This is a genomic window from Chromobacterium piscinae (assembly GCF_021129175.1).
GTDB lineage: Bacteria > Pseudomonadota > Gammaproteobacteria > Burkholderiales > Chromobacteriaceae > Chromobacterium > Chromobacterium piscinae.
This window is the reverse complement of sequence record NZ_JAJOHV010000058.1, coordinates 20,571-40,507: the sequence shown is the minus strand read 5'-3', so window position 1 is coordinate 40,507 and position 19,937 is coordinate 20,571. Positions and strand designations below refer to the sequence as shown.

Here is a 19,937-nt window from a genome sequence, read left to right as displayed (position 1 = left end):
AATGGCTCGTCAACTCTTCAAGCGCAAGAAGTTCTGCCGCTTCACGGCAGAAGGCATCAAGGAAATCGACTACAAATCCGTTGATCTCCTGAAAGATTTCATCGCCGAAAACGGCAAAATCATCCCGGCTCGCATCACCGGTACCAAGGCTCGCTACCAGCGTCAGCTGACCACCGCTATCAAGCGTGCTCGCTTCCTGGCTTTCCTGCCGTACACCGACCAGCACTAAGACCGGGAAAGGAACTTAAAAGATGCAAATCATTCTGCTCGAAAAAGTTGCCAACCTGGGTCAACTGGGTGACGTGGTCAACGTGAAGAACGGCTTCGCCCGTAACTTCCTGATCCCGCAAGGCAAAGCCAAGCGCGCTACCGAAGCCAACCTGAAAGAGTTCGACGCTCGCCGCGCCGAACTGGAAGCCAAGCAAGCCGAAATCCTGGCCGACGCCAAGGTTCGCGCTGAGAAGCTGAACGAAGCCGTGATCACCATCGCCCAGAAGGCTGGTGTGGACGGTCGTCTGTTCGGCTCCGTGACCAACGTGGACGTGGCTGAAGCCGTTACCGCGTTCGGCGTGGAAGTGAAGCGTTTCGAAGTTCGCCTGCCGAACGGCCCGTTCAAGGCCATCGGCGAGTACGACATCGAGATCGCCCTGCACCACGACGTGGTTACCCCGATCAAGATCGTTGTGGTCGGCGAAGCTTAATTCCTGTTTCAGGAATCTTCGAAAAGCCCGCTTCGGCGGGCTTTTTTACGTCTGGTGGAAATATGGTTGCGTATCGCAACTTATATCGCTTATGGTTGCGTATCGCAACTTTAGAGAAAAGCATGATGGACGAGCGGGAACTGCGCGCCTTGTCGCGCGACATCGTCAGGGAGCTGGGCATGTTGGCCGGCCGCTGCGGCGAGGTGGAGCTGAGTCCGGTGGAGGCGCACCTGCTGATCGAACTGGAGGCGGGGCCGGCCAGCAATCAGCAATTGGCCGGACGTCTGCGGGTGGACAAGTCCAACAGCAGCCGGCCGCTGCAGCGGCTGGCCGAGCGGGGGCTGATCGCCTGGTTGGCGCACCCGGCAGACGGCCGCAGCAAGCAGGCCGAGTTGACCGACCAGGGCCGCGACTGGCTGCGGCGCCTGCACGCGGCGATGGATGCCGACATGGCGCGGGTGCTGGCGCAGCTGGACTTGCCGGAGCGGGCGGCGCTGGAGGACGGCTTGCGCGTCTATCGCCGGGCGTTGCTGCATGCCGACCGGCAGCGCGGTTACGCGATCCGGCCGCTGGCGGCGGCGGACAATGGCGCGTTGGCGGCGCTGATCCGGCGGGTATCGGCTGAATACGGTTTGGGGGAGGGCTGCAGCTTTCTTGATCCGCAGCTCGACGCGCTGCATCCGGTTTACGACCGGCCGGGCTCTCGCTACTTCGGGGTGATCGCCCCCGACGGCCGGCTGCTGGGCGGCGGCGGCATCGCGCCTCTGGCGGGCGGCTCGACTGGGGTCTGCGAGCTGCAGAAGATGTATTTCGATGCGGCGCTGCGCGGACGAGGCCTGGGGCGGCGCTTGTTGCGGCTGTTGCTGGACGAGGCGCGGGCGCAGGGCTATCGGCAGTGCTATCTGGAAACCACCGCCGCGCTGGGGGAGGCGACGGCGCTGTATGCGTCGGAAGGCTTTGTCCAGTTGGACGCGCATTGGGGCGATACCGGCCATGGCGCTTGCGAGATCGCGATGGCGCGCGATTTGTAGGAATATCAGAATACCCTGATCATGGACAATCCGCGGACGTTGGCTTATTGCGACAATATGAGCCTGACAATGCAGAAAGTCGCATCATGGTATACCTGCAACTCGTAGTGGTGCTGGGGCTGATCTTCCTCGGCGTGCGCATGGGCGGCATCGGGCTGGGCGTCACCGGCGGCGCCGGCCTGTTCATCCTGACCTTCGTCTTCGGCCTCAAGCCAGGCCACGCGCCGATAGACGTGATCCTGATCATCATCTCGGTCATCACCGCGTCGGCGGCGCTGCAGTCGGCGCGCGGGCTGGATTACATGGTGGGCGTGGCCGCGCGGCTGTTGCGGCGCAATCCCCGCCACATTGTATTGCTGGCGCCGCTGGTGGGCTGGCTGTCCACCTTCCTCGCCGGCACCGGCTTCATCGCGCTGGCGCTGATGCCCATCGTGGTGGAGGTGGCCGAGAAGACCGGCATCCGGCCGGAACGGCCGCTGGCCGGCCTGACCGTGGCGTCGCAGAACGCCATCGTCGCCTGCCCGGTATCGGCCGCCACGGTGGCGCTGGCCACGGTGCTGGCGCCGCACGGCGTCGCGCTGACCGACATCATCATGATCAGCATTCCGGCGACGCTGCTGGGCGCGCTGGCCGGCGGCGCGGTCATGCTGCGCTACGGCTGCGAGCTGGCCGACGACCCGGTCTACCGCCGCAGGCTGGAAGAAGGGCGCGTCAGCCGGCCGCAAACCAGCTCGGACGAGGCCTTGCCGCACACCGCCGCCTGGTCGGTATACGGTTTCCTGCTCACCGTGGCGCTGATCGTGTGTCTGGCCGCCATGCCGCAGCTGCGGCCGGCCTGGCCCGGCGCCAAGGGCATGGAGCCGGTGGCGATGGTGGATGTGATCCAGATGTGCATGCTGGCTTATTCCGCGCTGGCGGTATTGGCGTGCAAGGCGGATCTGCAGGCCATGGTGTCGGGCAGCATGTTCCGCTCCGGCGCGGTGGCGGCGGTGACCATCCTGGGCGCGGCGTGGATGAGCGACACCTTCATCCAGGCCAATCTGCCGCTGTTCAAGCACAACATCGTCGGCATCATCGAGTCGGCGCCGTGGCTGTTCGCCTTCGCGGTGTTCACGATGGCGGTGATTCTGTTCAGCCAGGGGGCCACCACCAAGGTGATGATGCCGCTGGGGGTGTCGCTGGGCATCGCGGCGCCGGTGCTGATCGCCATTTATCCGGCGGTGGTGGGCGTCTATGTGCTGCCCAGCTATCCCAGCCTGATCGCCGCGGTGGAGATGGACTACACCGGCACCACCCGCATCGGGCGCTGGGTGTTCAACCACAGCTTCATCGTGCCGGGCCTGGTGAGCACCGCGGTGTCGATCGCGGCGGGGTTCGGGCTGATGGCGCTGCGGTGACTCAGTCTTCGGCCTTCAGCACTACGCGGGCGCGCAAGCCGGGCGCGCCTTGTTCGGCGATGGCCAGCAGTCGGTCGATATTGGGATGGCTGCCGGGATGGGCGCGGGCGGAGGCGGTGTGTTCGGCGAACAGCTCCAGCCCCTCGCGCGCGGCCTTGCGGTCGATGTGGCCGTGGCGTTTGACCAGCGCGTGGTAGACGCGCAGTGAGCCGGCGGTGCCGGGCAGGTTTTCCAGCCGGTGCATCGCTTCGCCTTCCGGGTTGAGCAAGACGATGGCTTCGATGCCGTCGGTGGCTGGCAGGGTTTGCAGCAGGTCCTGGAACGGGGTCATGGTCATTCTCCTTGTTATGTGTGTTGCCTGTCCGTCTAGGATAAGGGCTAAAGATGACAGTTCTAGTAGAATGCATTCATTAAACTGACAGCAAGTGTTAACGAATGTTTCATATTGGTGCGTTTTCAATCGGCATTGCACTGTAATGGTGCCATTTTTTGACGCAAGACCTTGATATGTTTGTTTGAAACGATGTTTTCAAACGCAGTGCGGGCTGGCACGCTGTTTGCTTTATGCATCTGGAGCTGTGAGCAGGGTCGGGAGGCCCGCGCGCCAGTCTGCAAAGGGGAGGATGAGAGCGGCAAAGCCGCCCTTGAACGGGGTTGTCGAAGAGGTAAGCTTCGACAACCCCGATTCATTTTAGCGGCTCCGGTTTGCGCCGGCGGCTGACATTGTCGAAACCTGTTCGAAGGATGGCACGGCGGCGCGCTGTTTGCGATGCGGGCATCCGGCAAGGCGAGGAGAGCTATCGGGAGTAGGGCGGACGGGCAGCGAAGCGCCGCCAATCAAGCCGCGCCGGCGCGCGCGGCCTGCCACTGAAACGCGGGTGCAGCGTGTTGCCTATGGCATCAAAGCGCGGGTTTTCACGATCAAGGCCATGCCATGCATGGCCTTTTTTGCGGCCTTCATCATGACGTTGGCTTGCGGTCAAGCCTGCAGATCAGACTTTGTTCATCTTGACCCGAACTATCTTCGGCAACTATGATTCATATCAAAGTTTCAGAAATTCCTGAAAGTTGAGAATGTCATGAATATTCCACCTCTGGTGCAGGCCTTCGTGCTGCACTTCGGCGAGATGGGCAGCCGCTGGGGCATCAACCGCACCGTCGGCCAGATCTACGCCTTGTTGTACGTATCGGAAAAACCGCTGAACGCCGACGAGATCGGCGAGGCGATAGGCTGTTCCCGCTCCAATGTCAGCATGGGGTTGAAGGAGCTGCAGTCGTGGCGGCTGGTCAAGCTGCAGCACTTTCCCGGCGACCGCCGCGAATACTTCTCCACGCCGGAAGACGTGTGGCTGATCTTCAAGACCCTGGCCGAGGAGCGCAAGAAGCGCGAAGTGGAGCCGACGCTGACCATGCTGCGCGGCGCGATAATGGAAAGCCCGGCCAGCGAGGCAGAGCAGCACGCGCAGGCCAGGATGAAGGAGATGTACCAGCTGATCGAACTGGTCACCACTTGGTTCTCCGACATCCAGCACATGGACGTGGAAACCCTGCAGCGGCTGATGAAGCTGGGCTCGCAGGTGCAGAAGGTGCTGCAGTTCACCCAATCCCTGTCCCGCTTGGGCAACCGCGATCATGATCGGGAGCACGCCGAATGATGACTGAAATCGATCCCGTCACGCTGGCGCGCATCCAGTTCGCCACCAATATCAGCTTTCACATCCTGTTTCCCACCATCAATATCGCGATGGCCTGGGTGCTGCTGTTCTTCAAAGTGCGTTTCCGCCAGACCGGCGATCAGGGCTGGATGGATGCCTACGGTTTCTGGGTGAAGATCTTCGCGCTGTCGTTCGCGCTGGGCGTGGTGTCCGGCGTGACGATGAGCTTCCAGTTCGGCACCAACTGGCCGGGCTATATGCAGACGGTGGGCAATATCGCCGGCCCGCTGCTGGCCTATGAAATTCTGACCGCCTTTTTTCTGGAGGCGGGTTTCCTCGGCATCATGCTGTTCGGGCGTAGCCGGGTGCCGGAGAAGGTGCATACGCTGTCCACCTTGCTGGTGGCGGGCGGCAACACGCTGTCGGCTTTCTGGATCATCGCGCTCAATTCCTGGATGCAGACGCCGACCGGCCATGTGATGCGCGACGGCCGCGCCCATGTGCTCAGCTGGTGGGAGGTGATCTTCAACCCGTCCATGCCGTACCGGCTGACCCACATGTTGCTGGCCTCCGGCCTGACGGTGGCCTTCCTGATCGCCGGCCTGTCCGCCTACCGCTACCTGCGCGGCGAGCGCGGCCGCGGCATGATGGCGGCTTTGAAGACCGGCGTGTTCCTGGCGGCGCTGCTGATCCCGCTGCAGATGTTCGTCGGCGACATGCATGGCCTCAACACGCTGAAGCACCAGCCGGCCAAGCTGGCGGCGATAGAGGGCATCTGGCATACCGAGAAGGACGTGCCGCTGCTGCTGTTCGCGCTGCCCAACGCCGAAACCCGCAGCAACGATTACGCCATCGGCGTGCCGCAGCTGGGCAGCCTGATCCTCACCCACCAGTGGGGCGGCGAGATCAAGGGCTTGAACGAGTTCGAGCAGCATCCGCCGGTGGCCAAGGTGTTCTGGAGCTTCCGCGTGATGGTGGCGATGGGCGGGCTGATGCTGCTGGCGTCGTGGCTGGCCGCCTGGCAGCTGAAGAAGCGCGGTGAACTGAACCCCAAGCTGGCGCGCCTGTTGGTGGCGATGACCTTTTCTGGCTGGATCGCCACGCTGGCCGGCTGGTTCGTCACCGAGATCGGCCGCCAGCCCTGGCTGGTGACCGGCATCCTCACCACCGCGCAGGCGGCGGGGGCGGCCACCGCGCCGATGCTGTTCACCTCGCTGGGCACCTATCTGACCTTGTACGCGCTGTTGCTGGTGGCCTATATCTCGGTGCTGTTCCACCTGGCGCGCAAGGCCGGCGCGCCTGAACTGGCGGCCGCCGCCCAACTGAAGGAGAAACTGGCATGAGCGAGGCTTATTACCTGCCGGCGGTATTCGCCGGGCTGATGGCGCTGGCGATGCTGGTGTACGTGGTGCTGGACGGCTTCGACCTCGGTGTCGGCATCCTGCTGCCGCTGGCCAGCGACGAGGAAAAGGATCTGATGATCGCGTCCATCGGGCCGTTCTGGGACGCCAACGAAACCTGGCTGGTGCTGGGCGCGGGACTGCTGCTGGTGGCCTTCCCGCTGGCGCACGGCGTGGTGTTCGGCGCGCTGTATCTGCCGGTGCTGGCGATGCTGGTGGGGCTGATCCTGCGCGGCGTGGCTTTCGACTTCCGCGTCAAGGCGCAGGACCCGCACAAGCCGTGGTGGAACGCGGCCTTCGCCGGCGGCTCGATGCTGGCGGCGCTGGCCCAGGGCGTGATGCTGGGCCGCTATCTGACCGGCTTCGCCGACAGCTCCACTTCCTGGCTGTTCTCGCTGGTGGTGGGCATCGGTCTGGCGCTGGCCTACGCGCTGCTCGGCGCTTGCTGGCTGGTGATGAAGACTCATGGCGGCTTGCAGGCCAAGGCGATACGCTGGGCGCAACTGAGCCTGTACGGCGCCGGCACCGCGGTGGTGGCGGTGTCGCTGGTGACGCCGCTGGCCAATCCGGCCATCGCCGCCAAGTGGTTCGCGCTGCCGCAATTCCTGCTGTTGCTGCCGCTGCCGCTGGGCACGCTGGCGCTGTTCGTGCTGCTGATCGCCTGCCTGCCCAGGCTGGCCCGTCGCCAGGCCGCCGGCAACGACAGCTTCTGCTGGCTGCCGTTCGCCGCCAGCGTCGGCATCGTGCTGCTGTCGTTCTGGGGCCTGACTTACAGCGTGTTTCCCGAGGTGGTGCTGGGCAAGATGACCATCTGGCAGGCGGCGGCCGATCCGGAGGCGCTATGGGTGATACTGTGGGGCGCCATCGTGGTGCTGCCCTGCATCATCGGCTACACCGCCTTCGCCTACCGGGTGTTCTGGGGCAAGGCCGACAAGCTCAGCTATCAGTAAGAAAGCGAAGGAAAAACAAAAAAGCGCGCCTGCATGGCGCGCTTTTTTTGCGGCTTCATTCCATTTTTGCGTCTTGATGCAAATTTAATGTCATATTATCGTAACGATACTGTCATTTTGCCCGGCCACAATCCGCCGCGTGAATGCCAGCCGCCATAACGATAAATGGAGAAGCCGATGTCCCGAGCCCTGTCCCCCACCTTACGCCGCGCCGCCGCGCTCGCGCCGCTGACGCTGGCCCTGTCCCTGCCGGCGCAGGCCGCCACCGAAATCCAGTTCTGGCATTCGATGGAAGGCTCGCTGGGCGACCGCGTCAACGCCATCGCCGCCCAGTTCAACGCCAGCCAGAAGGACTACAAGGTGGTGCCGGTGTACAAGGGCCAGTACGACGAGTCTCTGGCCGCGGCCATCGCCGCCTACCGCAGCGGCAACGCGCCCGCCGTCGTCCAGGTGTTCGAGGTGGGCACCGCCACCATGATCCAGGCCAAGAAGGCGGTGAAGCCGGTATACCAAGTGATGGCCGACGCAGGCGAAAAGCTGGACGAGAAAGCCTTCATCCCGGCGGTGGCTAGCTACTACAGCGACGCCAAGACCGGCCATCTGCTGTCCTTGCCGTTCAACAGCTCCACCCCGGTGCTGTACTACAACAAGGACGCGTTCAAGAAGGCCGGCCTGCCGGACGCGCCGCCCAAGACCTGGCCGGAACTGGCTGCCGCCGCCGCCAAGCTGAAGGCTTCCGGCATGCGCTGCGGCTACAGCACCGGCTGGCAGGGCTGGGTGCAGCTGGAGAACTTCAGCGCCTGGCACAGCCTGCCGTTCGCCAGCCAGGACAACGGCTTCGGCGGCAGCAATGCCACGCTGCAGTTCAACGGACCGGTCCAGGTCAAGCACATCGAATTCCTGGCCAAGATGGCCAAGGACGGCACCTTCAGCTATGCCGGCCGCAAGGACGAGGCCACGCTGAAGTTCTACAGCGGCGAGTGCGGCATCATGACCGGCAGCTCCGGTTCGCTGGCCAATATCCGTAAGAACGCCAAGTTCAACTTCGGCATGGGCATGATGCCCTACGACCCGGCGGTGAAGGGCGCGCCGCAAAACGCCTTGATCGGCGGCGCCAGCCTGTGGGTGATGGCCGGCAAGTCTCAGGCCGAGTACAAGGGCGTGGCCCGATTCTTCAAGATGCTGACCTCGCCGGAAGTGATGGCCAAGTGGCACCAGGACACCGGCTACCTACCGGTGGTGAACGCCGCCTATGAGCTGTCGCGCAAGCAGGGCTTCTACGACAAGAATCCGGGCGCGGACATCGCCACCCGCCAGATGCAGAACAAGCCGCCCAAGTCCTACACCCGCGGCCTGCGCCTGGGCTATATGCCGCAGATCCGCACCGTGATGGATGAGGAGCTGGAGGAGGTGTGGACCGGCAAGAAGACCGCCAAGCAGGCGCTGGACAGCGCGGCCTCGCGCGGCAACGAGCTGCTGCGCCGTTTCGAGAAAACCGCCAACTGATCCCTCCGGAAACGGGCGCGCCGCGAGGCCGCCCGTTTTTCTCGATAGAGTCCACGCATGCAGAATCGCATTCATTTTTCCAATCGTTGGCTGGGCTTCGCCTTGATGGCGCCGCAGCTGGCGATCACCTTGATCTTTTTCCTGTGGCCGGCGCTGGAGGCCTTGTGGCAGTCGGTGCAGCAGCAGGACCCGTTCGGCCTGGACAGCCAGTTCGTCGGCCTGGCCAATTTCAGTCTGCTGTTTCATGACCCGCTGTATCTGGGCACCATCCAGACCACGCTGCTGTTCAGCGCGCTGGTGACCTTGCTGGGCACCTGCAGCGCGCTGATCCTGGCGGTGATGGCCAACCAGATCACGCGCGGCCGCCGCATCTACCAGACGGTGCTGATCGCGCCGTACGCGATCGCGCCGTCGGTGGTAGCGGTGCTGTGGCTGTTCCTGTTCAACCCCAGCCTGGGCTGGATCAGCTACCTGCTGCGCGAGGCCGGCTACGAGTGGAACCACGCGCTCAACGGCGGCCAGGCGCTGCTGCTGGTGGTGCTGGCCTCGGCCTGGAAGCAGATCAGCTACAACTTCCTGTTCTTCTACGCCGGCCTGCAGGCGATACCGGCGTCCTTGATCGAGGCCGCGGCGATAGACGGCGCCGGCCCCTTGCGCCGCTTCCGCGACCTGGTGTTTCCGCTGCTGTCGCCGACCAGCTTCTTCCTGCTGGTGGTCAACTTGGTGTACGCCTTCTTCGATACCTTTGCGGTGATAGACGCGGCCACCGGCGGAGGGCCGGGCAAGTCCACCGAGACCATGATCCTCAAGGTGTACCTGGAAGGCTTCAAGGGCCTGGACCTGGGCAGCTCGGCCGCGCAGTCGGTGGTGCTGATGGCGGTGGTCGGCCTGTTGACGCTGATCCAGTTCCGTTACGTGGAAAGAAAGGTGCAGTACTGATGGTGGAGAACCGCAAAGGGCTGGACCTGTTCTGCCACGCGATGCTGATCGCGGGCATGCTGGTGGTGGCTTTCCCCTTGTATTTGATGTTCGCCGCGGCCAGCCAGGACGCCGATCAGGTGACGCGAGTGCCGCTGTCGCTGCTGCCCGGCAGTCAGCTGTGGGCCAATCTTTCCACCGTGCTGTGGAACGGCAGCGGCGGGCTGGCGGTGCCGCTGGCCACCACCTTGTGGAACAGCTTTGTGATGGCGATGCTGATCGCCGTCGGCAAGATCGTCATTTCCTTCCTGTCGGCTTACGCCATCGTTTATTTCCGCTTCCCGTTCCGCAAGACCGGCTTCGCGTTGATCTTCGCCACGCTGATGCTGCCGGTGGAGGTGCGCATCTTCCCGACGGTGGAAGTGGTGACCAAGATGGGGCTGATCAACAGTTATACCGGCCTGACGCTGCCCTTGATTGCATCCGCCACCGCCACCTTCCTGCTGCGGCAGTTCTTCATGACGCTGCCCAAGGAATTGATGGAGGCGTCGCGGGTGGATGGCGCGGGGCCGATCCGCTTCCTAATCGACGTGGTGCTGCCCTTGTCGCGCACCAATATCGCGGCCTTGTTCGTGATCACCTTCATCTACGGCTGGAACCAGTATCTGTGGCCGCTCTTGGTCACTCATGATCCGGCGATGTCCACCTCGGTGATCGCGATCAAGGGCATGCTGGGCGAGGGCGCGGTGCAGTGGCACCTGGTGATGGCGTCCGCGTTGCTGACCCTGCTGCCGCCGCTGCTGGTGGTGATCGGCATGCAGCGCTGGTTCGTCAAGGGCCTGGTGGACAACGAGAAATGAGAAAGAGCGCCAAATGGCAAAACTGAGTCTGAAGAATATCGCCAAGCGCTATCCCGGCGCCGAGCGCCGGGTGCTGGAAGAGATTTCGGTGGAGATCTGCGACGGCGAGTTCGTGGTCATCGTCGGCCCGTCCGGTTGCGGCAAGTCCACGCTGCTGCGGATGGTGGCCGGGCTGGAGAGCACCGAGGACGGCGAGATCCGCATCGGCGAGCGGCTGGTCAACCAATTGGAGCCCAAGGACCGCGACATCGCGATGGTGTTCCAGAATTACGCGTTGTATCCGCACATGACGGTGGCGGAAAACATGGGTTACGCGCTCAAGCTCAAGGGTCTGAAAAAGGCCGAGGTGATGGAGCGGGTGCTGAAGGTGGCGGCGGTGCTGGAGCTGGAGCAGCTGTTGCAGCGCAAGCCGCGCGAGCTGTCCGGCGGCCAGCGCCAGCGCGTGGCGATGGGCCGCGCCATCGTGCGAGAGCCGGCGGTGTTCCTGTTCGACGAGCCGCTATCCAATCTGGACGCCAAGCTGCGCGGCCAGATGCGGCTGGAAATCCAGCGCCTGCATCGCCGGCTGGCCACCACCAGCCTGTACGTCACCCACGATCAGGTGGAGGCGATGACGCTGGCCGACCGCGTGATCGTGCTGAACAAGGGCCATATCGAGCAGATAGGCGCGCCGGACGATATCTACGACCGGCCGGCCACCACCTTCGTCGCCGCCTTCATGGGCTCGCCGGGGATGAATCTGTTCGACGCGCAGGCGGACGAGCGCGGCGAGCGGCTGCTGTTTGGCGACGGCGTGTCGCTGCCTCTGCCGGCGGCCAACCCGGCGCTGGCCGGCCGCAGACTGAAGGTTGGCATCCGGCCGGAGCATTTGCGGATGGCAGGCGAGGGCGGCCAGGCGCTGAGCCTTCGGGTGGACAGCGTGGAGATGCTGGGCGCCGACAATTACGTCTATGGCCTGTTGGCCGGGCAGAACGTGGTGGCGCGGCTGGCCCACGGCCATCGGCCGGAGCCGGGCAGTCGGCTGGAAGTGACGGTGCGCGCCGAATCGCTGCACCTGTTCGACGCGGAAACACAGAGGAGAATCGAGCATGCCGCAGCATCCCAAGCAAGCCTGGCCGTATCCTGAGTTTGTCGCCCACCGCGGCGGCGGCACGCTGGCGCCGGAAAACACCGTAGCCGGCTTCCGCGAGGGCATTCGCTACGGCTACCGCGCCGCCGAATGCGACGTGAAGCTGTCGGCCGACAACGTCTGCTTCCTGCTGCACGACGACACCGTGGACCGCACCAGCAACGGCAAGGGTGCTGCCCGGGCCAAGACCATGGCCGAGCTGTCGCTGCTGGACGCCGGCGGCTGGAAGGGCGCGGCTTTCGCCGGCGAGGCGCTGCCGACGCTGGCCAATGTGGCGGCCTACTGTCGGGCGCAGAGCATGCTGCTGAACATCGAGATCAAGCCCTGCCCGGGGCGTTTCGAGGAAACCGGCCGACTGGTGGCGCAAGAGGCCGCGCGGCTGTGGGCCGGCGCGTCGGCGCCGCCGCTATTGTCCTCGTTCGAGATCGACGCGCTGCGCGCGGCCCAGGCCGCCGAGCCGGCGCTGCCGCGCGCCTTTTTGTGCGAGGAAATCCCGGCCGACTGGCGCGCCATTCTGGCGGAACTGGATTGCGTGGCGCTGCATTGCGACCACAAGACCCTGACCGAGGCGCTGGCCCGCGACATCAAGGCCGCCGGCTACCAGCTGTTGTGCTACACGGTCAACGATCCGGCCGATGCCCGCCGCCTGCTGGCCTGGGGCGTGGACAGCCTGTGCACCGATAGGCTGGACCTGCTGCCGGCGCGCGGCTAGCGCTCACTGCGCCCAGCGCTGGAATATCGGCTGCAGCGCGCCGCTCTGCTGCAGCCGTTTCAGCGCCGCTTCGAATTGCCGCGCGCGCGGATCGCCCTTGGCGAAGGCGACGTAGCGCGGCATCTCCACCAGCGGCCTGGGCAGCACTTTCACCAGGCCGGCCGCCTTTTGTTCCTGAACGAAGTACATCAGCTGCACCTTGTCGCCCACGATGACGTCCACCCGGCCGGCCAGCAGCATCGCCACCAGCTGGCGCGGCGAGCCGGCGTGGTCGTCTCGGGTGAGCGGGGCCTTGTCGAATTCGGTGTCGTAGCTGTAGCCGCGCACCTGGCCGATCACATAGGGCTTGAGATCGTCCAGGCCGCGCCAATCCGGCAGCGGGTTGCGCTTCATGGCGACGAATACGGTCTGGCCCTTGCGCAGCGGGCCGGCCAGATCGTACTGCGCGCGGCGCTCCGCGGTGCCGGTGAACACAAAGCCGGCATCGGCCTCCTTCAGCGCCAGTTGCTGTTTCACCCGCTCCCAGGGCAGCAGGCTGATGCGAAAGGGCTGGCCGGTTTCGCGCATCACCGCGCTGACCAGCTCCACGTCCAGCCCTTGGGGCTCCATATCGTCGGACAGATAGCTGTATGGCTCGAAATTGGCGTCCGCCGCCAGCCGCCAGGGCGGCTTGTCGGCGGCCAGGGCGGCCGCGGCGGCCAATAGCAACACGCACCAGAGCAGGGACTTCATCCGAGCCTCGATTCCTGTGTCGGCGGGCCATCCGGATGGCCGGATTCGGGCCGAATGCTTCAGCTTAGCATTTGGATAGGGCGGCCAAGCGTTCCCCTGAATACATTTTTCAGACAGTCTGTTTGCAATTCGTTTACTTATTTTTGATTGTCAGCATGGGAACTTTATTGCTAGATTTTTGCGCATTCCAGCCCGCCCAGGGCGGAATGATGCGGCTGACATCCCTGCCAGTGTGACTTTCCCCCCACTCGAGCCATTCCGCGCGCGGCCCTCCGCCGGCCTGCCTATCCTTACTATTTTGTTAGGCGCAGCATGAAACGGGGGCCCTGCGGCCGCTCGCAATGATTTCACCCGGCGTCAGACCGGGAGATTGTCCCGCGGCTTCGCGCCGGGGACGCCGATACGCTCAGGACAACAAGGAAAACCATGGAGTTGCTTCATTCTTTGATCAATGCCGTCAACGACGTGCTGTGGGGCAAGGTGCTGATCGCCCTGCTGTTGGCGGTGGGCCTGTATTTCTCGCTGCGTTCCGGCCTGCTGCAGCTGAGGCTGTTCTCGCGCGGCTGGCGCGAAATGATGGGCGGCCGCGGCGGCCATGTCAGCAAGAATGACATCTCGCCGTTCCAGGCCTTCGCCACCGGCCTCGCCAGCCGGGTGGGCACCGGCAACATCGCCGGCGTCGCCATCGCCATCGCCGCCGGCGGACCCGGCGCGGTGTTCTGGATGTGGCTGACCGCCTTGCTTGGCATGTCCAGCGCCTTCGTGGAGTCGACGCTGGCCCAGCTGTTCAAGACCAGCCACCATGACGACACCTTCCGCGGCGGCCCCGCCTATTACATCCAGAAAGGCCTGGGCCTGCGCTGGCTGGGCGTGCTGTTCGCGCTGTGCCTGATCCTGGCTTTCGGCCTGGTGTTCAACGCGGTGCAGGCCAACTCCATCGTCGCCGCGACCGAAGGCGCCTGGGGCTGGAACCGCTACGCGGTGGGCGTCGGCCTGGTGCTGCTGACCGCGCCGGTGATCTTCGGCGGCGTGCGCTCGGTGGCGCGGGTGGCGGAATGGCTGGTGCCGGTGATGGCGCTGATCTATCTGCTGATGGCCTTCTACGTGCTGGCCATCCACGCGGCGGAGCTGCCGGGCCTGGTGGTGCTGATCGTCAAGAGCGCGCTGGGCCTGGAGCAGGCCGCCGGCGGCGTGGCCGGCTACGCGGTCAGCCAAGCGATGATGCTGGGCATCAAGCGCGGCCTGTTCTCCAACGAGGCCGGCATGGGCTCGGCGCCGAATGCCGCCGCGACCGCCACTTCCAAGCATCCTGCCAGCCAGGGCGCGATCCAGATGTTCGGCGTCTTCATCGATACCATGGTGGTATGCACCGCCACCGCGGCCATCATCCTGCTGTCCGGCGTGCACGATCAGGGCTTGAGCGGCGTGGCGCTGACGCAGAAGGCCGTCGAGTCGCAGTTCGGTCCGATAGGCGTGTCCTTCCTGGCGGTGGCGATGTTCCTGTTCGCGTTCTCGTCCATCCTGGGCAACTACGCCTACGCCGAGGGCAATGTCGAGTTCATCCGCAGCAACAAGCGCGCGCTGCTGGGCTTCCGCCTGGTGGTGCTGGCCATGGTGCTGTTCGGCGCGCTGGCCAGCCTGCCGCTGGTGTGGGACATGGCCGACCTGGCGATGGGCCTGATGGCGCTGATCAACCTAGTGGCCATCGTGCTGCTGTCGCGCTACTTCTTCACCGTGCTGGGCGATTACCAGCGCCAGTTGAAGGCCGGGGTCGCCGCGCCCGAGTTCAAGGCGGACAAGTATCCGGAACTGGCCGCCAAGGTGGAAAAGGGCATCTGGTAAGCCCGCTGGCGCGATCCGCGCTTTCCATGAGCAAGCCCGCCGTTTCCGGCGGGCTTTTGCGTTTAGGGCCGTTCGAAAGACCGCGAGCAGACGTTAGGGTTGATCGCCCAGCAGGTAGCGTTGGCTCATCGCCTTGAAGTGGTCGCCGCCCGATTTCTCAAGCAGCTCGAACAGCACCATCTCGCGGCTGACGATGACCGCGCCGGCCGCGCGCATCCGCGTCGTTGCCAATTCGATGTCGGCGGGCTTGCGGCTGGAGATCGCGTCGGCGACGACGAAGACCCGCTTGCCGACGGCCAGCAACTGCAGCACGGTCTGCAGCACGCAGACGTGCGCCTCCATGCCGCAGACGATGATCTGCTTCTTTTCCGTCAATGCCGGCGGCAGGCAGTCGGCCGCCACGCAGGAGAAATGCAGCTTGTCGACTGTCTGCGCGTCGGGCGCCGCCTCCCGCAGCGCGGCCAGCGTGCCGCCCAGGCCGCGCGGGTATTGCTCGGAAAACACAATGGGCAGGCCGTGGTCGCGCGCTACGCCTATCAGCCAGCGGCTGCGCGCCAGCAGCCCCTCCGCATCGTGCACCGCCGGCAACAGCTTGTCCTGGATATCCACTACCAAGAGGCCGGCTTCCTGTCTTTGCATCAGCATGTTCCGCTCCTATCGATTCGAGGCTACAGCTTAACGCCAAAACGGAGGCGAGGGGCTGGGGCGGCGCGGAAATATGCCTATGTGTTTTTCGATTGGCCAGCCTGCCAGCGGCTGGCCATTTCGCCGACCAGCTGGCGGCCGGGATTGCCCGCCCGGATCCATTCTTCGGGCGGGAACAGATCGAACAGGCCCACCTTGAACAGCGTCGGCACCGCCAGTTCCAGCTGGCGCTCCACTTCGCCGCGCTCGCCCTGGTTGTAGGCGGCTATGTTGAGCAGCATGGTCGCGACAGTGCCGGTTTGCACCGTGCTGCCGTCACGAAGCTTCACCGCCGGCAGCGTCTCGCCGTCGGCGATGACTTTGCGGTTGATCGCGGACAGGGCTTCGGTGTGTTGTACGTGTTTCATGGCCAACTCCTTGCGTGGAATGAGCGCCCAGTATCGCGCTGGCGGGATTGGCCTGCTTTCCATATAGTGCCAATAGATATCTGTAAAGGGCCAATATGGAGCGAGCCATTCTGCCGGGACTGACGGTGGCGGCGTTGCGGCGCGGCGTCGGCGACCATACCGCGCGCCACGTCCACGCCGAGGGGCAACTGGCGTGGGCCAGCGAAGGCGCGCTGGAGCTGGAGGCGGATGGCCGGCGCATCTTGCTGCCCGGCGGCTGCGTCGGCTGGATTCCGCCGGGCATGCCGCATGGCGCGCATTACCATGGCGAGTTGCGCGGCTGGAGCCTGCAATTGGATGCCGCCTGGCTGCCGGATCTGCCGGCGGAGCTGCGCGTGTGGCGGGCTTCGCCGCTGCTGCAGGGCGTGTTCCAGCGGCTGGGCGCCTGGCCGGCGCAGGCTGGCGCGGACGCCGCCCGGCGGTTGATCAGCGTGCTGGCGGACGAACTGGCCTGCGCCGAGCCCTATCCTGCCAGCCTGGCCTGGCCGCGCCATCCGGCGCTGCGCAAGCTGGCGGGAGCCTTGCTGGATGAGCCGTCTCTGGATTGGGATCTGGAACGCTGGGCTGGCCGCATCGGCATGTCGCGGCGCAGCTTGATCCGCCACTTCCGCGCCGAAACCGGCATGGGGGTGGCCGAATGGCGCGAGCGGCTGCGCATGCTGCGGGCCAGGGCGCTGCTGGCCGAGGGGCGGTCGGTCAGCTACTGCGCGGCGGAGCTGGGCTATGCCGGCAGCAGCGCCTTCATCGTCGCTTTCCGCCGATGCTTTGGGGAGACGCCGGGGCGTTACTTGTCTGCATAAAAATTATATTGCAATGCACAATAGTTATTTGGCATGATGATCTGCCGGGCCTGGCGACGATCCCGCCTGCGCCCATCAACTCAGAGCCTGTCCGCCATGGCTCCCAGGAGACCATCATGTCCCAGTCTTACCTGATCCGTTCCGTCGAACCGTCCGACGCCGCCGCCATCCACCGCATCAAGACCGCGCCGGGCGTTTATCCTGATACTTTGCAGTTGCCGCACCAGCCCCTGTCTGTCACCGAAAAGCAGCTGAACGAGCGGCCGGCCAATATCCATCATCTGGTGGCCTGTGCCGATGGTGAGGTGGTCGGCTCGGCCGGACTGATAGTCAACGAAGGCATGCGGGTGCGCCACAGCGCCGACCTGTTCCTGATTGTGCGCGACGACTGGCAGGGCAAGGGCGTGGGCGGGGCCTTGATGCGCGCCGTCACCGATCTGGCCGACAACTGGCTGGGCTTGATCCGCATCGAGTTGAAGGTGATTCACGACAATGCCCGCGCCATCGCCCTGTACGAGAAGTTCGGCTTCGAGTACGAGGGTCGGCTGCGCCAGGAGCAGCTGCGCGCCGGCAAGCTGGAGGATGTGCTGGTGATGGGCCGCCTGAACTGGCCGCGGAGGGCTGAGGCATGAGCGACTATCGAATCCGCCATGCGGAACCGTCCGACGCCGAGGCCTTGAACGCGATGTTCAGCGACCCGGCCGTGTTCGGTACCCTGCTGGGCCTGCCCTGGCCATCTTTGAGCAAGCGGCGCGAGTGGCTGCAAAAAAACGAGCATGGCAGGGTCGTGCTGGTGGCGGTCGACGGAGACGGCAGGGCGCGGGGCTGGGCCGGACTGATACCGCTGGGCCGCGAGCGCCTGCTGCGCGCGGCGGAGCTCGGCATCGGCGTCGACGCCGGCCTGCATGGCCAGGGCATAGGCTCGTTGCTGATGGCTGCGGCGCTGGAGCAGGCAGACGACTGGCTGGGCCTGCGCCGCATTGAGCTGACGGTGTTCGCCGACAATGCCCGCGCCCAGAGTCTGTACCGCAAGTTCGGTTTCGTCGAGGAAGCCAGGATGCGCGCCTACGCGCTGCGCGACGGCGCCTACCACGACGTGCTGGCGATGGCGCGCTTGCGAGGGGAGCGGGCGCGATGAGCGAATTCCGCATCCGCCACCTGGAGCCGGACGACGCGGCCGATCTGCGCGAGCTGGCCGCCGACGCCTCGGTATACGGCAATACCTTACAACTGCCTTTTCCGTCCGGAGCCGCCATGGCGTCGAGAATGGGAAAAATGCTGGGCGCGGGCCGCTGCCAGTTGGTGTGTGAAACGGCGGGCGGCAAGGTGGTAGCGAGCGCCGGGCTGTGGCGTTTCGACGAGCAAAGGCTGGCCCATATCGCCGGGCTCGGCATCAACGTCCACCGCGATTGGCAGGGGCGGGGCGTCGGCAAGCTGCTGATGGCGGCCTTGCTGGACCTGGCCGACAACTGGATCGGCCTGGAACGGATTGAGCTGACGGTCTATCCCGACAACCTGCCGGCGCAAGCCTTGTACCGCCGTTTCGGCTTCGTCGAGGAGGCGAGGATGCGCGCGCACTCGTTCCGCAACGGCGCCTATCACGATGCCTTGCTGATGGGCCGCTTGCGAGGCGACCGAGCCTGAACTGAAATAAAAAAAGCGCCGCAGACCTTTTGGTCCGCGGCGCTTTTTTCTTGCCGGCAGGCGGCGATTACTTCTGGGCCGGAGCCTGTTGTTGCACTTGCTGTTGGGACTGGCCTTGCAGCTGGGCATCCATGCGGTCGCGCATGGCTTTCATATTGTCGTTGCCTTCGCCGGCGATGGCGGCGCCGGACAGCAGGATCAGGGACAGGGCGGCGATGGCGGTTTGCTTCAGCATGGTGGTTTCCTTTCAGTGTGTGGATCGCCAGCATTTGCTTATGCATCAAAAATATTGATGTCCAATTTGGGGTGTTGCTGGCTTCTTGTTACGGAGACCATTCTATTGCGGACGCTTCCACGATAAAATCGAAAAGAACCGAACAAAGTATTCAAAAAAATTGAATTAGGTGTGCGAATGAAACTGACTCTGGAAGCGTTGCAGGTGCTGGATGCGATCGAACAGCACGGCAGCTTCGCCGCGGCGGCCGAGGCCTTGTTCAAAGTGCCTTCGGCGCTGACATATACCGTGCAGAAGCTGGAGCAGGGCCTGGGCGTGGCCATCTACGACCGCAGCGGCCACCGCGCCCGGCTGACGCCGGCCGGCGAGCGGCTGCTGAAGGATGGCCGCCACCTGCTGGACGCGGCGCGGCAGCTGGAGCTCAGGGTCAGCAAGCAGGCACAGGGCTGGGAAGACCGGCTGCGCATCGTGGTCGGAGATCTGGTCGGTTTCGAGCAGCTGCTGCCGTCCATCGCCGATTTCGACCGATTGCAGTCGGACACCCGGCTGCATTTCATCCGTGAAAGCTTTGGCGGCATATGGGATGCGTTGTACGACGACCGCGCCGACCTGGTGATCGGCGCGCCCAACCAGCCGCCGCCGGGGGATTACTTCACCCGCGACATCGGCGACTACGATTTCGTGCTGGTGGCCGCGGCCAGCCATCCGCTGGCGAACGAGCCGGAGCCGGTGCCGCCGCATGCGCTGCGCCGCTACCGCGCGGTGGCGGTGGGCGATACCTCGCGCCGGCTGCCGGCGCGGACTGGCGGCCTGCTGGAAGGGCAGCAGGTGCTGACCGTGCACAGCAGCCAGGCTAAATTGAAAGCCATCGTCGCGGGACTGGGCACCGGCCACCTGCCGCGTTCTCACGTGCTAGCCCATCTGGACAGCGGCGAGCTGGTGGAGAAGGCTGAGGAGGAAAGCGGAAGCTTCCCGCCGATGTGCTTCGCTTGGAAGCAGGAACAGCCGGGGAGGGCGATGCAGTGGTTCATCCAGCGGCTGGAGTTGGCGGTGGAGCGGGGCGAGCTTTATATCTGATCATGCCGCCGCCACCGGGGCGGCGGCGGGACTGGGCTCAACCGTTGGACGGGATGGAATTGTTCTGCGGAATCATCGGCGCGGGCTGGCCGTGCAGCTGGGCGTCCATCCTGCCGCGCATCGCCCACATCACGGACAGGCCATCGCCGGCCATGACGGAGCCGGAAAGCGTCAAAAGCGCGAGAGCGGTGACAACGAGGGTTTTCAACATGGCTTTCTTCCTTGTTCTTGGCTTGGAATCAGGCCGCGTCAAGCCG

Annotated in this window: 24 protein-coding genes; 18 read left to right on the top strand and 6 right to left on the bottom strand. The window is 64.7% G+C overall.

Features of this window, described 5'->3' with window-relative positions; genetic code table 11:
* The first annotated feature begins 1 nt into the window (after position 1).
* From rpsR to LQR33_RS14980, 4 genes are all read left to right on the top strand, one after another.
* The gene (gene rpsR, locus LQR33_RS14995) at positions 2-229 is read left to right on the top strand and encodes a 30S ribosomal protein S18 (protein WP_011137185.1); all 228 of its coding nucleotides are present in this window, start codon (positions 2-4) and stop codon (positions 227-229) included.
* 22 nt (positions 230-251) lie between these two features.
* Positions 252-701 (top strand): 50S ribosomal protein L9, encoded by a 450-nt coding sequence (gene rplI / locus LQR33_RS14990; protein ID WP_021476673.1) that lies wholly within the window; start codon positions 252-254, stop codon positions 699-701.
* Between the two features lie 122 nt (positions 702-823).
* Positions 824-1,732 carry a GNAT family N-acetyltransferase gene (locus tag LQR33_RS14985; RefSeq protein WP_221667258.1) on the top strand — a complete coding sequence of 303 codons (909 nt, stop codon included), beginning with the start codon at positions 824-826 and terminating at the stop codon, positions 1,730-1,732.
* Positions 1,733-1,818: 86 nt separating this feature from the next.
* Positions 1,819-3,129, top strand: coding sequence for an anaerobic C4-dicarboxylate transporter family protein (locus tag LQR33_RS14980; protein ID WP_166440157.1), 1,311 nt, complete (start codon positions 1,819-1,821; stop codon positions 3,127-3,129).
* Position 3,130: 1 nt separating this feature from the next.
* On the opposite strand, the gene LQR33_RS14975 is transcribed toward LQR33_RS14980, so the two are convergent.
* A complete protein-coding gene (locus tag LQR33_RS14975) occupies positions 3,131-3,460 on the bottom strand; it encodes a DUF2322 family protein (RefSeq protein ID WP_104947942.1) in 330 nt (109 codons plus the stop codon).
* Positions 3,461-4,208: 748 nt separating this feature from the next.
* Between LQR33_RS14975 and LQR33_RS14970 the strand changes: the two genes are divergently transcribed.
* The 8 genes from LQR33_RS14970 (at position 4,209) to ugpQ (ending at position 12,259) form a co-directional block, all read left to right on the top strand.
* Positions 4,209-4,784, top strand: a complete 576-nt coding sequence (locus tag LQR33_RS14970) for a GbsR/MarR family transcriptional regulator (RefSeq protein WP_021476669.1) — start codon at positions 4,209-4,211, stop codon at positions 4,782-4,784.
* Complete coding sequence (locus LQR33_RS14965) at positions 4,781-6,127, top strand: cytochrome ubiquinol oxidase subunit I (RefSeq protein WP_166440156.1); 1,347 nt, start codon at positions 4,781-4,783, stop codon at positions 6,125-6,127. The genes LQR33_RS14970 and LQR33_RS14965 overlap by 4 nt, the downstream gene beginning before the upstream one ends.
* Positions 6,124-7,134 carry a cytochrome d ubiquinol oxidase subunit II gene (locus LQR33_RS14960; RefSeq protein ID WP_166440155.1) on the top strand — a complete coding sequence of 337 codons (1,011 nt, stop codon included), beginning with the start codon at positions 6,124-6,126 and terminating at the stop codon, positions 7,132-7,134. Before LQR33_RS14965 ends, LQR33_RS14960 begins: the two co-directional genes overlap by 4 nt.
* Before the next feature lie 177 nt (positions 7,135-7,311).
* On the top strand, positions 7,312-8,640 hold the full coding sequence (gene ugpB, locus LQR33_RS14955; RefSeq protein ID WP_231469564.1) for a sn-glycerol-3-phosphate ABC transporter substrate-binding protein UgpB: 1,329 nt from the start codon (positions 7,312-7,314) through the stop codon (positions 8,638-8,640).
* A gap of 57 nt (positions 8,641-8,697) precedes the next feature.
* Positions 8,698-9,579 carry a sn-glycerol-3-phosphate ABC transporter permease UgpA gene (gene ugpA / locus LQR33_RS14950; protein WP_166440153.1) on the top strand — a complete coding sequence of 294 codons (882 nt, stop codon included), beginning with the start codon at positions 8,698-8,700 and terminating at the stop codon, positions 9,577-9,579.
* A complete protein-coding gene (gene ugpE, locus LQR33_RS14945) occupies positions 9,579-10,418 on the top strand; it encodes a sn-glycerol-3-phosphate ABC transporter permease UgpE (protein WP_166440152.1) in 840 nt (279 codons plus the stop codon). Before ugpA ends, ugpE begins: the two co-directional genes overlap by 1 nt.
* A gap of 13 nt (positions 10,419-10,431) precedes the next feature.
* Positions 10,432-11,544 carry a sn-glycerol-3-phosphate import ATP-binding protein UgpC gene (locus LQR33_RS14940; protein ID WP_231469562.1) on the top strand — a complete coding sequence of 371 codons (1,113 nt, stop codon included), beginning with the start codon at positions 10,432-10,434 and terminating at the stop codon, positions 11,542-11,544.
* Positions 11,507-12,259, top strand: a complete 753-nt coding sequence (gene ugpQ, locus LQR33_RS14935) for a glycerophosphodiester phosphodiesterase (RefSeq protein ID WP_231469560.1) — start codon at positions 11,507-11,509, stop codon at positions 12,257-12,259. The genes LQR33_RS14940 and ugpQ overlap by 38 nt, the downstream gene beginning before the upstream one ends.
* Before the next feature lie 3 nt (positions 12,260-12,262).
* Here the strand turns inward: ugpQ and LQR33_RS14930 are convergent, their stop codons facing one another.
* Complete coding sequence (locus LQR33_RS14930; protein ID WP_221667253.1) at positions 12,263-12,991, bottom strand: substrate-binding periplasmic protein; 729 nt, start codon at positions 12,989-12,991, stop codon at positions 12,263-12,265.
* A gap of 426 nt (positions 12,992-13,417) precedes the next feature.
* Here LQR33_RS14930 and LQR33_RS14925 point away from each other — a divergent pair, with 426 nt between their 5' ends.
* Positions 13,418-14,833: an alanine/glycine:cation symporter family protein gene (locus tag LQR33_RS14925; protein ID WP_021476660.1), complete on the top strand. Its 1,416-nt coding sequence runs from the start codon at positions 13,418-13,420 to the stop codon at positions 14,831-14,833.
* 93 nt (positions 14,834-14,926) lie between these two features.
* Here the strand turns inward: LQR33_RS14925 and LQR33_RS14920 are convergent, their stop codons facing one another.
* A complete protein-coding gene (locus LQR33_RS14920) occupies positions 14,927-15,478 on the bottom strand; it encodes a hydrolase (protein WP_166440148.1) in 552 nt (183 codons plus the stop codon).
* 77 nt (positions 15,479-15,555) lie between these two features.
* Positions 15,556-15,885, bottom strand: a complete 330-nt coding sequence (locus tag LQR33_RS14915) for a DUF7709 family protein (RefSeq protein ID WP_231177229.1) — start codon at positions 15,883-15,885, stop codon at positions 15,556-15,558.
* Positions 15,886-15,980: 95 nt separating this feature from the next.
* Here LQR33_RS14915 and LQR33_RS14910 point away from each other — a divergent pair, with 95 nt between their 5' ends.
* The 4 genes from LQR33_RS14910 (at position 15,981) to LQR33_RS14895 (ending at position 18,368) form a co-directional block, all read left to right on the top strand.
* A complete protein-coding gene (locus LQR33_RS14910) occupies positions 15,981-16,724 on the top strand; it encodes a helix-turn-helix transcriptional regulator (RefSeq protein ID WP_231177227.1) in 744 nt (247 codons plus the stop codon).
* A 116-nt stretch (positions 16,725-16,840) separates the two neighbouring features.
* Positions 16,841-17,356, top strand: coding sequence for a GNAT family N-acetyltransferase (locus tag LQR33_RS14905; RefSeq protein ID WP_166440145.1), 516 nt, complete (start codon positions 16,841-16,843; stop codon positions 17,354-17,356).
* Entirely contained in the window at positions 17,353-17,862 is a 510-nt protein-coding gene (locus tag LQR33_RS14900; RefSeq protein WP_221663590.1) for a GNAT family N-acetyltransferase, read from the top strand. The genes LQR33_RS14905 and LQR33_RS14900 overlap by 4 nt, the downstream gene beginning before the upstream one ends.
* Positions 17,859-18,368: a GNAT family N-acetyltransferase gene (locus LQR33_RS14895; RefSeq protein WP_166440143.1), complete on the top strand. Its 510-nt coding sequence runs from the start codon at positions 17,859-17,861 to the stop codon at positions 18,366-18,368. Before LQR33_RS14900 ends, LQR33_RS14895 begins: the two co-directional genes overlap by 4 nt.
* 67 nt (positions 18,369-18,435) lie before the next feature.
* Here LQR33_RS14895 and LQR33_RS14890 read toward each other — a convergent pair whose 3' ends face one another.
* Positions 18,436-18,603, bottom strand: a complete 168-nt coding sequence (locus tag LQR33_RS14890; protein ID WP_166440142.1) for a hypothetical protein — start codon at positions 18,601-18,603, stop codon at positions 18,436-18,438.
* A gap of 177 nt (positions 18,604-18,780) precedes the next feature.
* Between LQR33_RS14890 and LQR33_RS14885 the strand changes: the two genes are divergently transcribed.
* The gene (locus LQR33_RS14885; protein ID WP_166440141.1) at positions 18,781-19,680 is read left to right on the top strand and encodes a LysR family transcriptional regulator; all 900 of its coding nucleotides are present in this window, start codon (positions 18,781-18,783) and stop codon (positions 19,678-19,680) included.
* Between the two features lie 37 nt (positions 19,681-19,717).
* Here LQR33_RS14885 and LQR33_RS14880 read toward each other — a convergent pair whose 3' ends face one another.
* Entirely contained in the window at positions 19,718-19,891 is a 174-nt protein-coding gene (locus tag LQR33_RS14880; RefSeq protein WP_221663587.1) for a hypothetical protein, read from the bottom strand.
* Between the last annotated feature and the right edge of the window lie 46 nt (positions 19,892-19,937).

Coding starts and splice junctions, on each gene's coding strand:
- LQR33_RS14915 (WP_231177229.1), bottom strand. CDS start 15,885: ATGAAACACGTACAACACACCGAAGCCCTGTCCGCGATCAACCGCAAA.
- LQR33_RS14965 (WP_166440156.1), top strand. CDS start 4,781: ATGATGACTGAAATCGATCCCGTCACGCTGGCGCGCATCCAGTTCGCC.
- ugpA (WP_166440153.1), top strand. CDS start 8,698: ATGCAGAATCGCATTCATTTTTCCAATCGTTGGCTGGGCTTCGCCTTG.
- LQR33_RS14930 (WP_221667253.1), bottom strand. CDS start 12,991: ATGAAGTCCCTGCTCTGGTGCGTGTTGCTATTGGCCGCCGCGGCCGCC.
- rpsR (WP_011137185.1), top strand. CDS start 2: ATGGCTCGTCAACTCTTCAAGCGCAAGAAGTTCTGCCGCTTCACGGCA.
- LQR33_RS14885 (WP_166440141.1), top strand. CDS start 18,781: ATGAAACTGACTCTGGAAGCGTTGCAGGTGCTGGATGCGATCGAACAG.
- LQR33_RS14975 (WP_104947942.1), bottom strand. CDS start 3,460: ATGACCCCGTTCCAGGACCTGCTGCAAACCCTGCCAGCCACCGACGGC.
- ugpE (WP_166440152.1), top strand. CDS start 9,579: ATGGTGGAGAACCGCAAAGGGCTGGACCTGTTCTGCCACGCGATGCTG.
- LQR33_RS14960 (WP_166440155.1), top strand. CDS start 6,124: ATGAGCGAGGCTTATTACCTGCCGGCGGTATTCGCCGGGCTGATGGCG.
- LQR33_RS14920 (WP_166440148.1), bottom strand. CDS start 15,478: ATGCTGATGCAAAGACAGGAAGCCGGCCTCTTGGTAGTGGATATCCAG.
- ugpQ (WP_231469560.1), top strand. CDS start 11,507: ATGCCGCAGCATCCCAAGCAAGCCTGGCCGTATCCTGAGTTTGTCGCC.
- LQR33_RS14890 (WP_166440142.1), bottom strand. CDS start 18,603: ATGCTGAAGCAAACCGCCATCGCCGCCCTGTCCCTGATCCTGCTGTCC.
- LQR33_RS14940 (WP_231469562.1), top strand. CDS start 10,432: ATGGCAAAACTGAGTCTGAAGAATATCGCCAAGCGCTATCCCGGCGCC.
- LQR33_RS14985 (WP_221667258.1), top strand. CDS start 824: ATGATGGACGAGCGGGAACTGCGCGCCTTGTCGCGCGACATCGTCAGG.
- ugpB (WP_231469564.1), top strand. CDS start 7,312: ATGTCCCGAGCCCTGTCCCCCACCTTACGCCGCGCCGCCGCGCTCGCG.
- LQR33_RS14970 (WP_021476669.1), top strand. CDS start 4,209: ATGAATATTCCACCTCTGGTGCAGGCCTTCGTGCTGCACTTCGGCGAG.
- LQR33_RS14880 (WP_221663587.1), bottom strand. CDS start 19,891: ATGTTGAAAACCCTCGTTGTCACCGCTCTCGCGCTTTTGACGCTTTCC.
- LQR33_RS14925 (WP_021476660.1), top strand. CDS start 13,418: ATGGAGTTGCTTCATTCTTTGATCAATGCCGTCAACGACGTGCTGTGG.
- rplI (WP_021476673.1), top strand. CDS start 252: ATGCAAATCATTCTGCTCGAAAAAGTTGCCAACCTGGGTCAACTGGGT.
- LQR33_RS14910 (WP_231177227.1), top strand. CDS start 15,981: ATGGAGCGAGCCATTCTGCCGGGACTGACGGTGGCGGCGTTGCGGCGC.
- LQR33_RS14900 (WP_221663590.1), top strand. CDS start 17,353: ATGAGCGACTATCGAATCCGCCATGCGGAACCGTCCGACGCCGAGGCC.
- LQR33_RS14980 (WP_166440157.1), top strand. CDS start 1,819: ATGGTATACCTGCAACTCGTAGTGGTGCTGGGGCTGATCTTCCTCGGC.
- LQR33_RS14905 (WP_166440145.1), top strand. CDS start 16,841: ATGTCCCAGTCTTACCTGATCCGTTCCGTCGAACCGTCCGACGCCGCC.
- LQR33_RS14895 (WP_166440143.1), top strand. CDS start 17,859: ATGAGCGAATTCCGCATCCGCCACCTGGAGCCGGACGACGCGGCCGAT.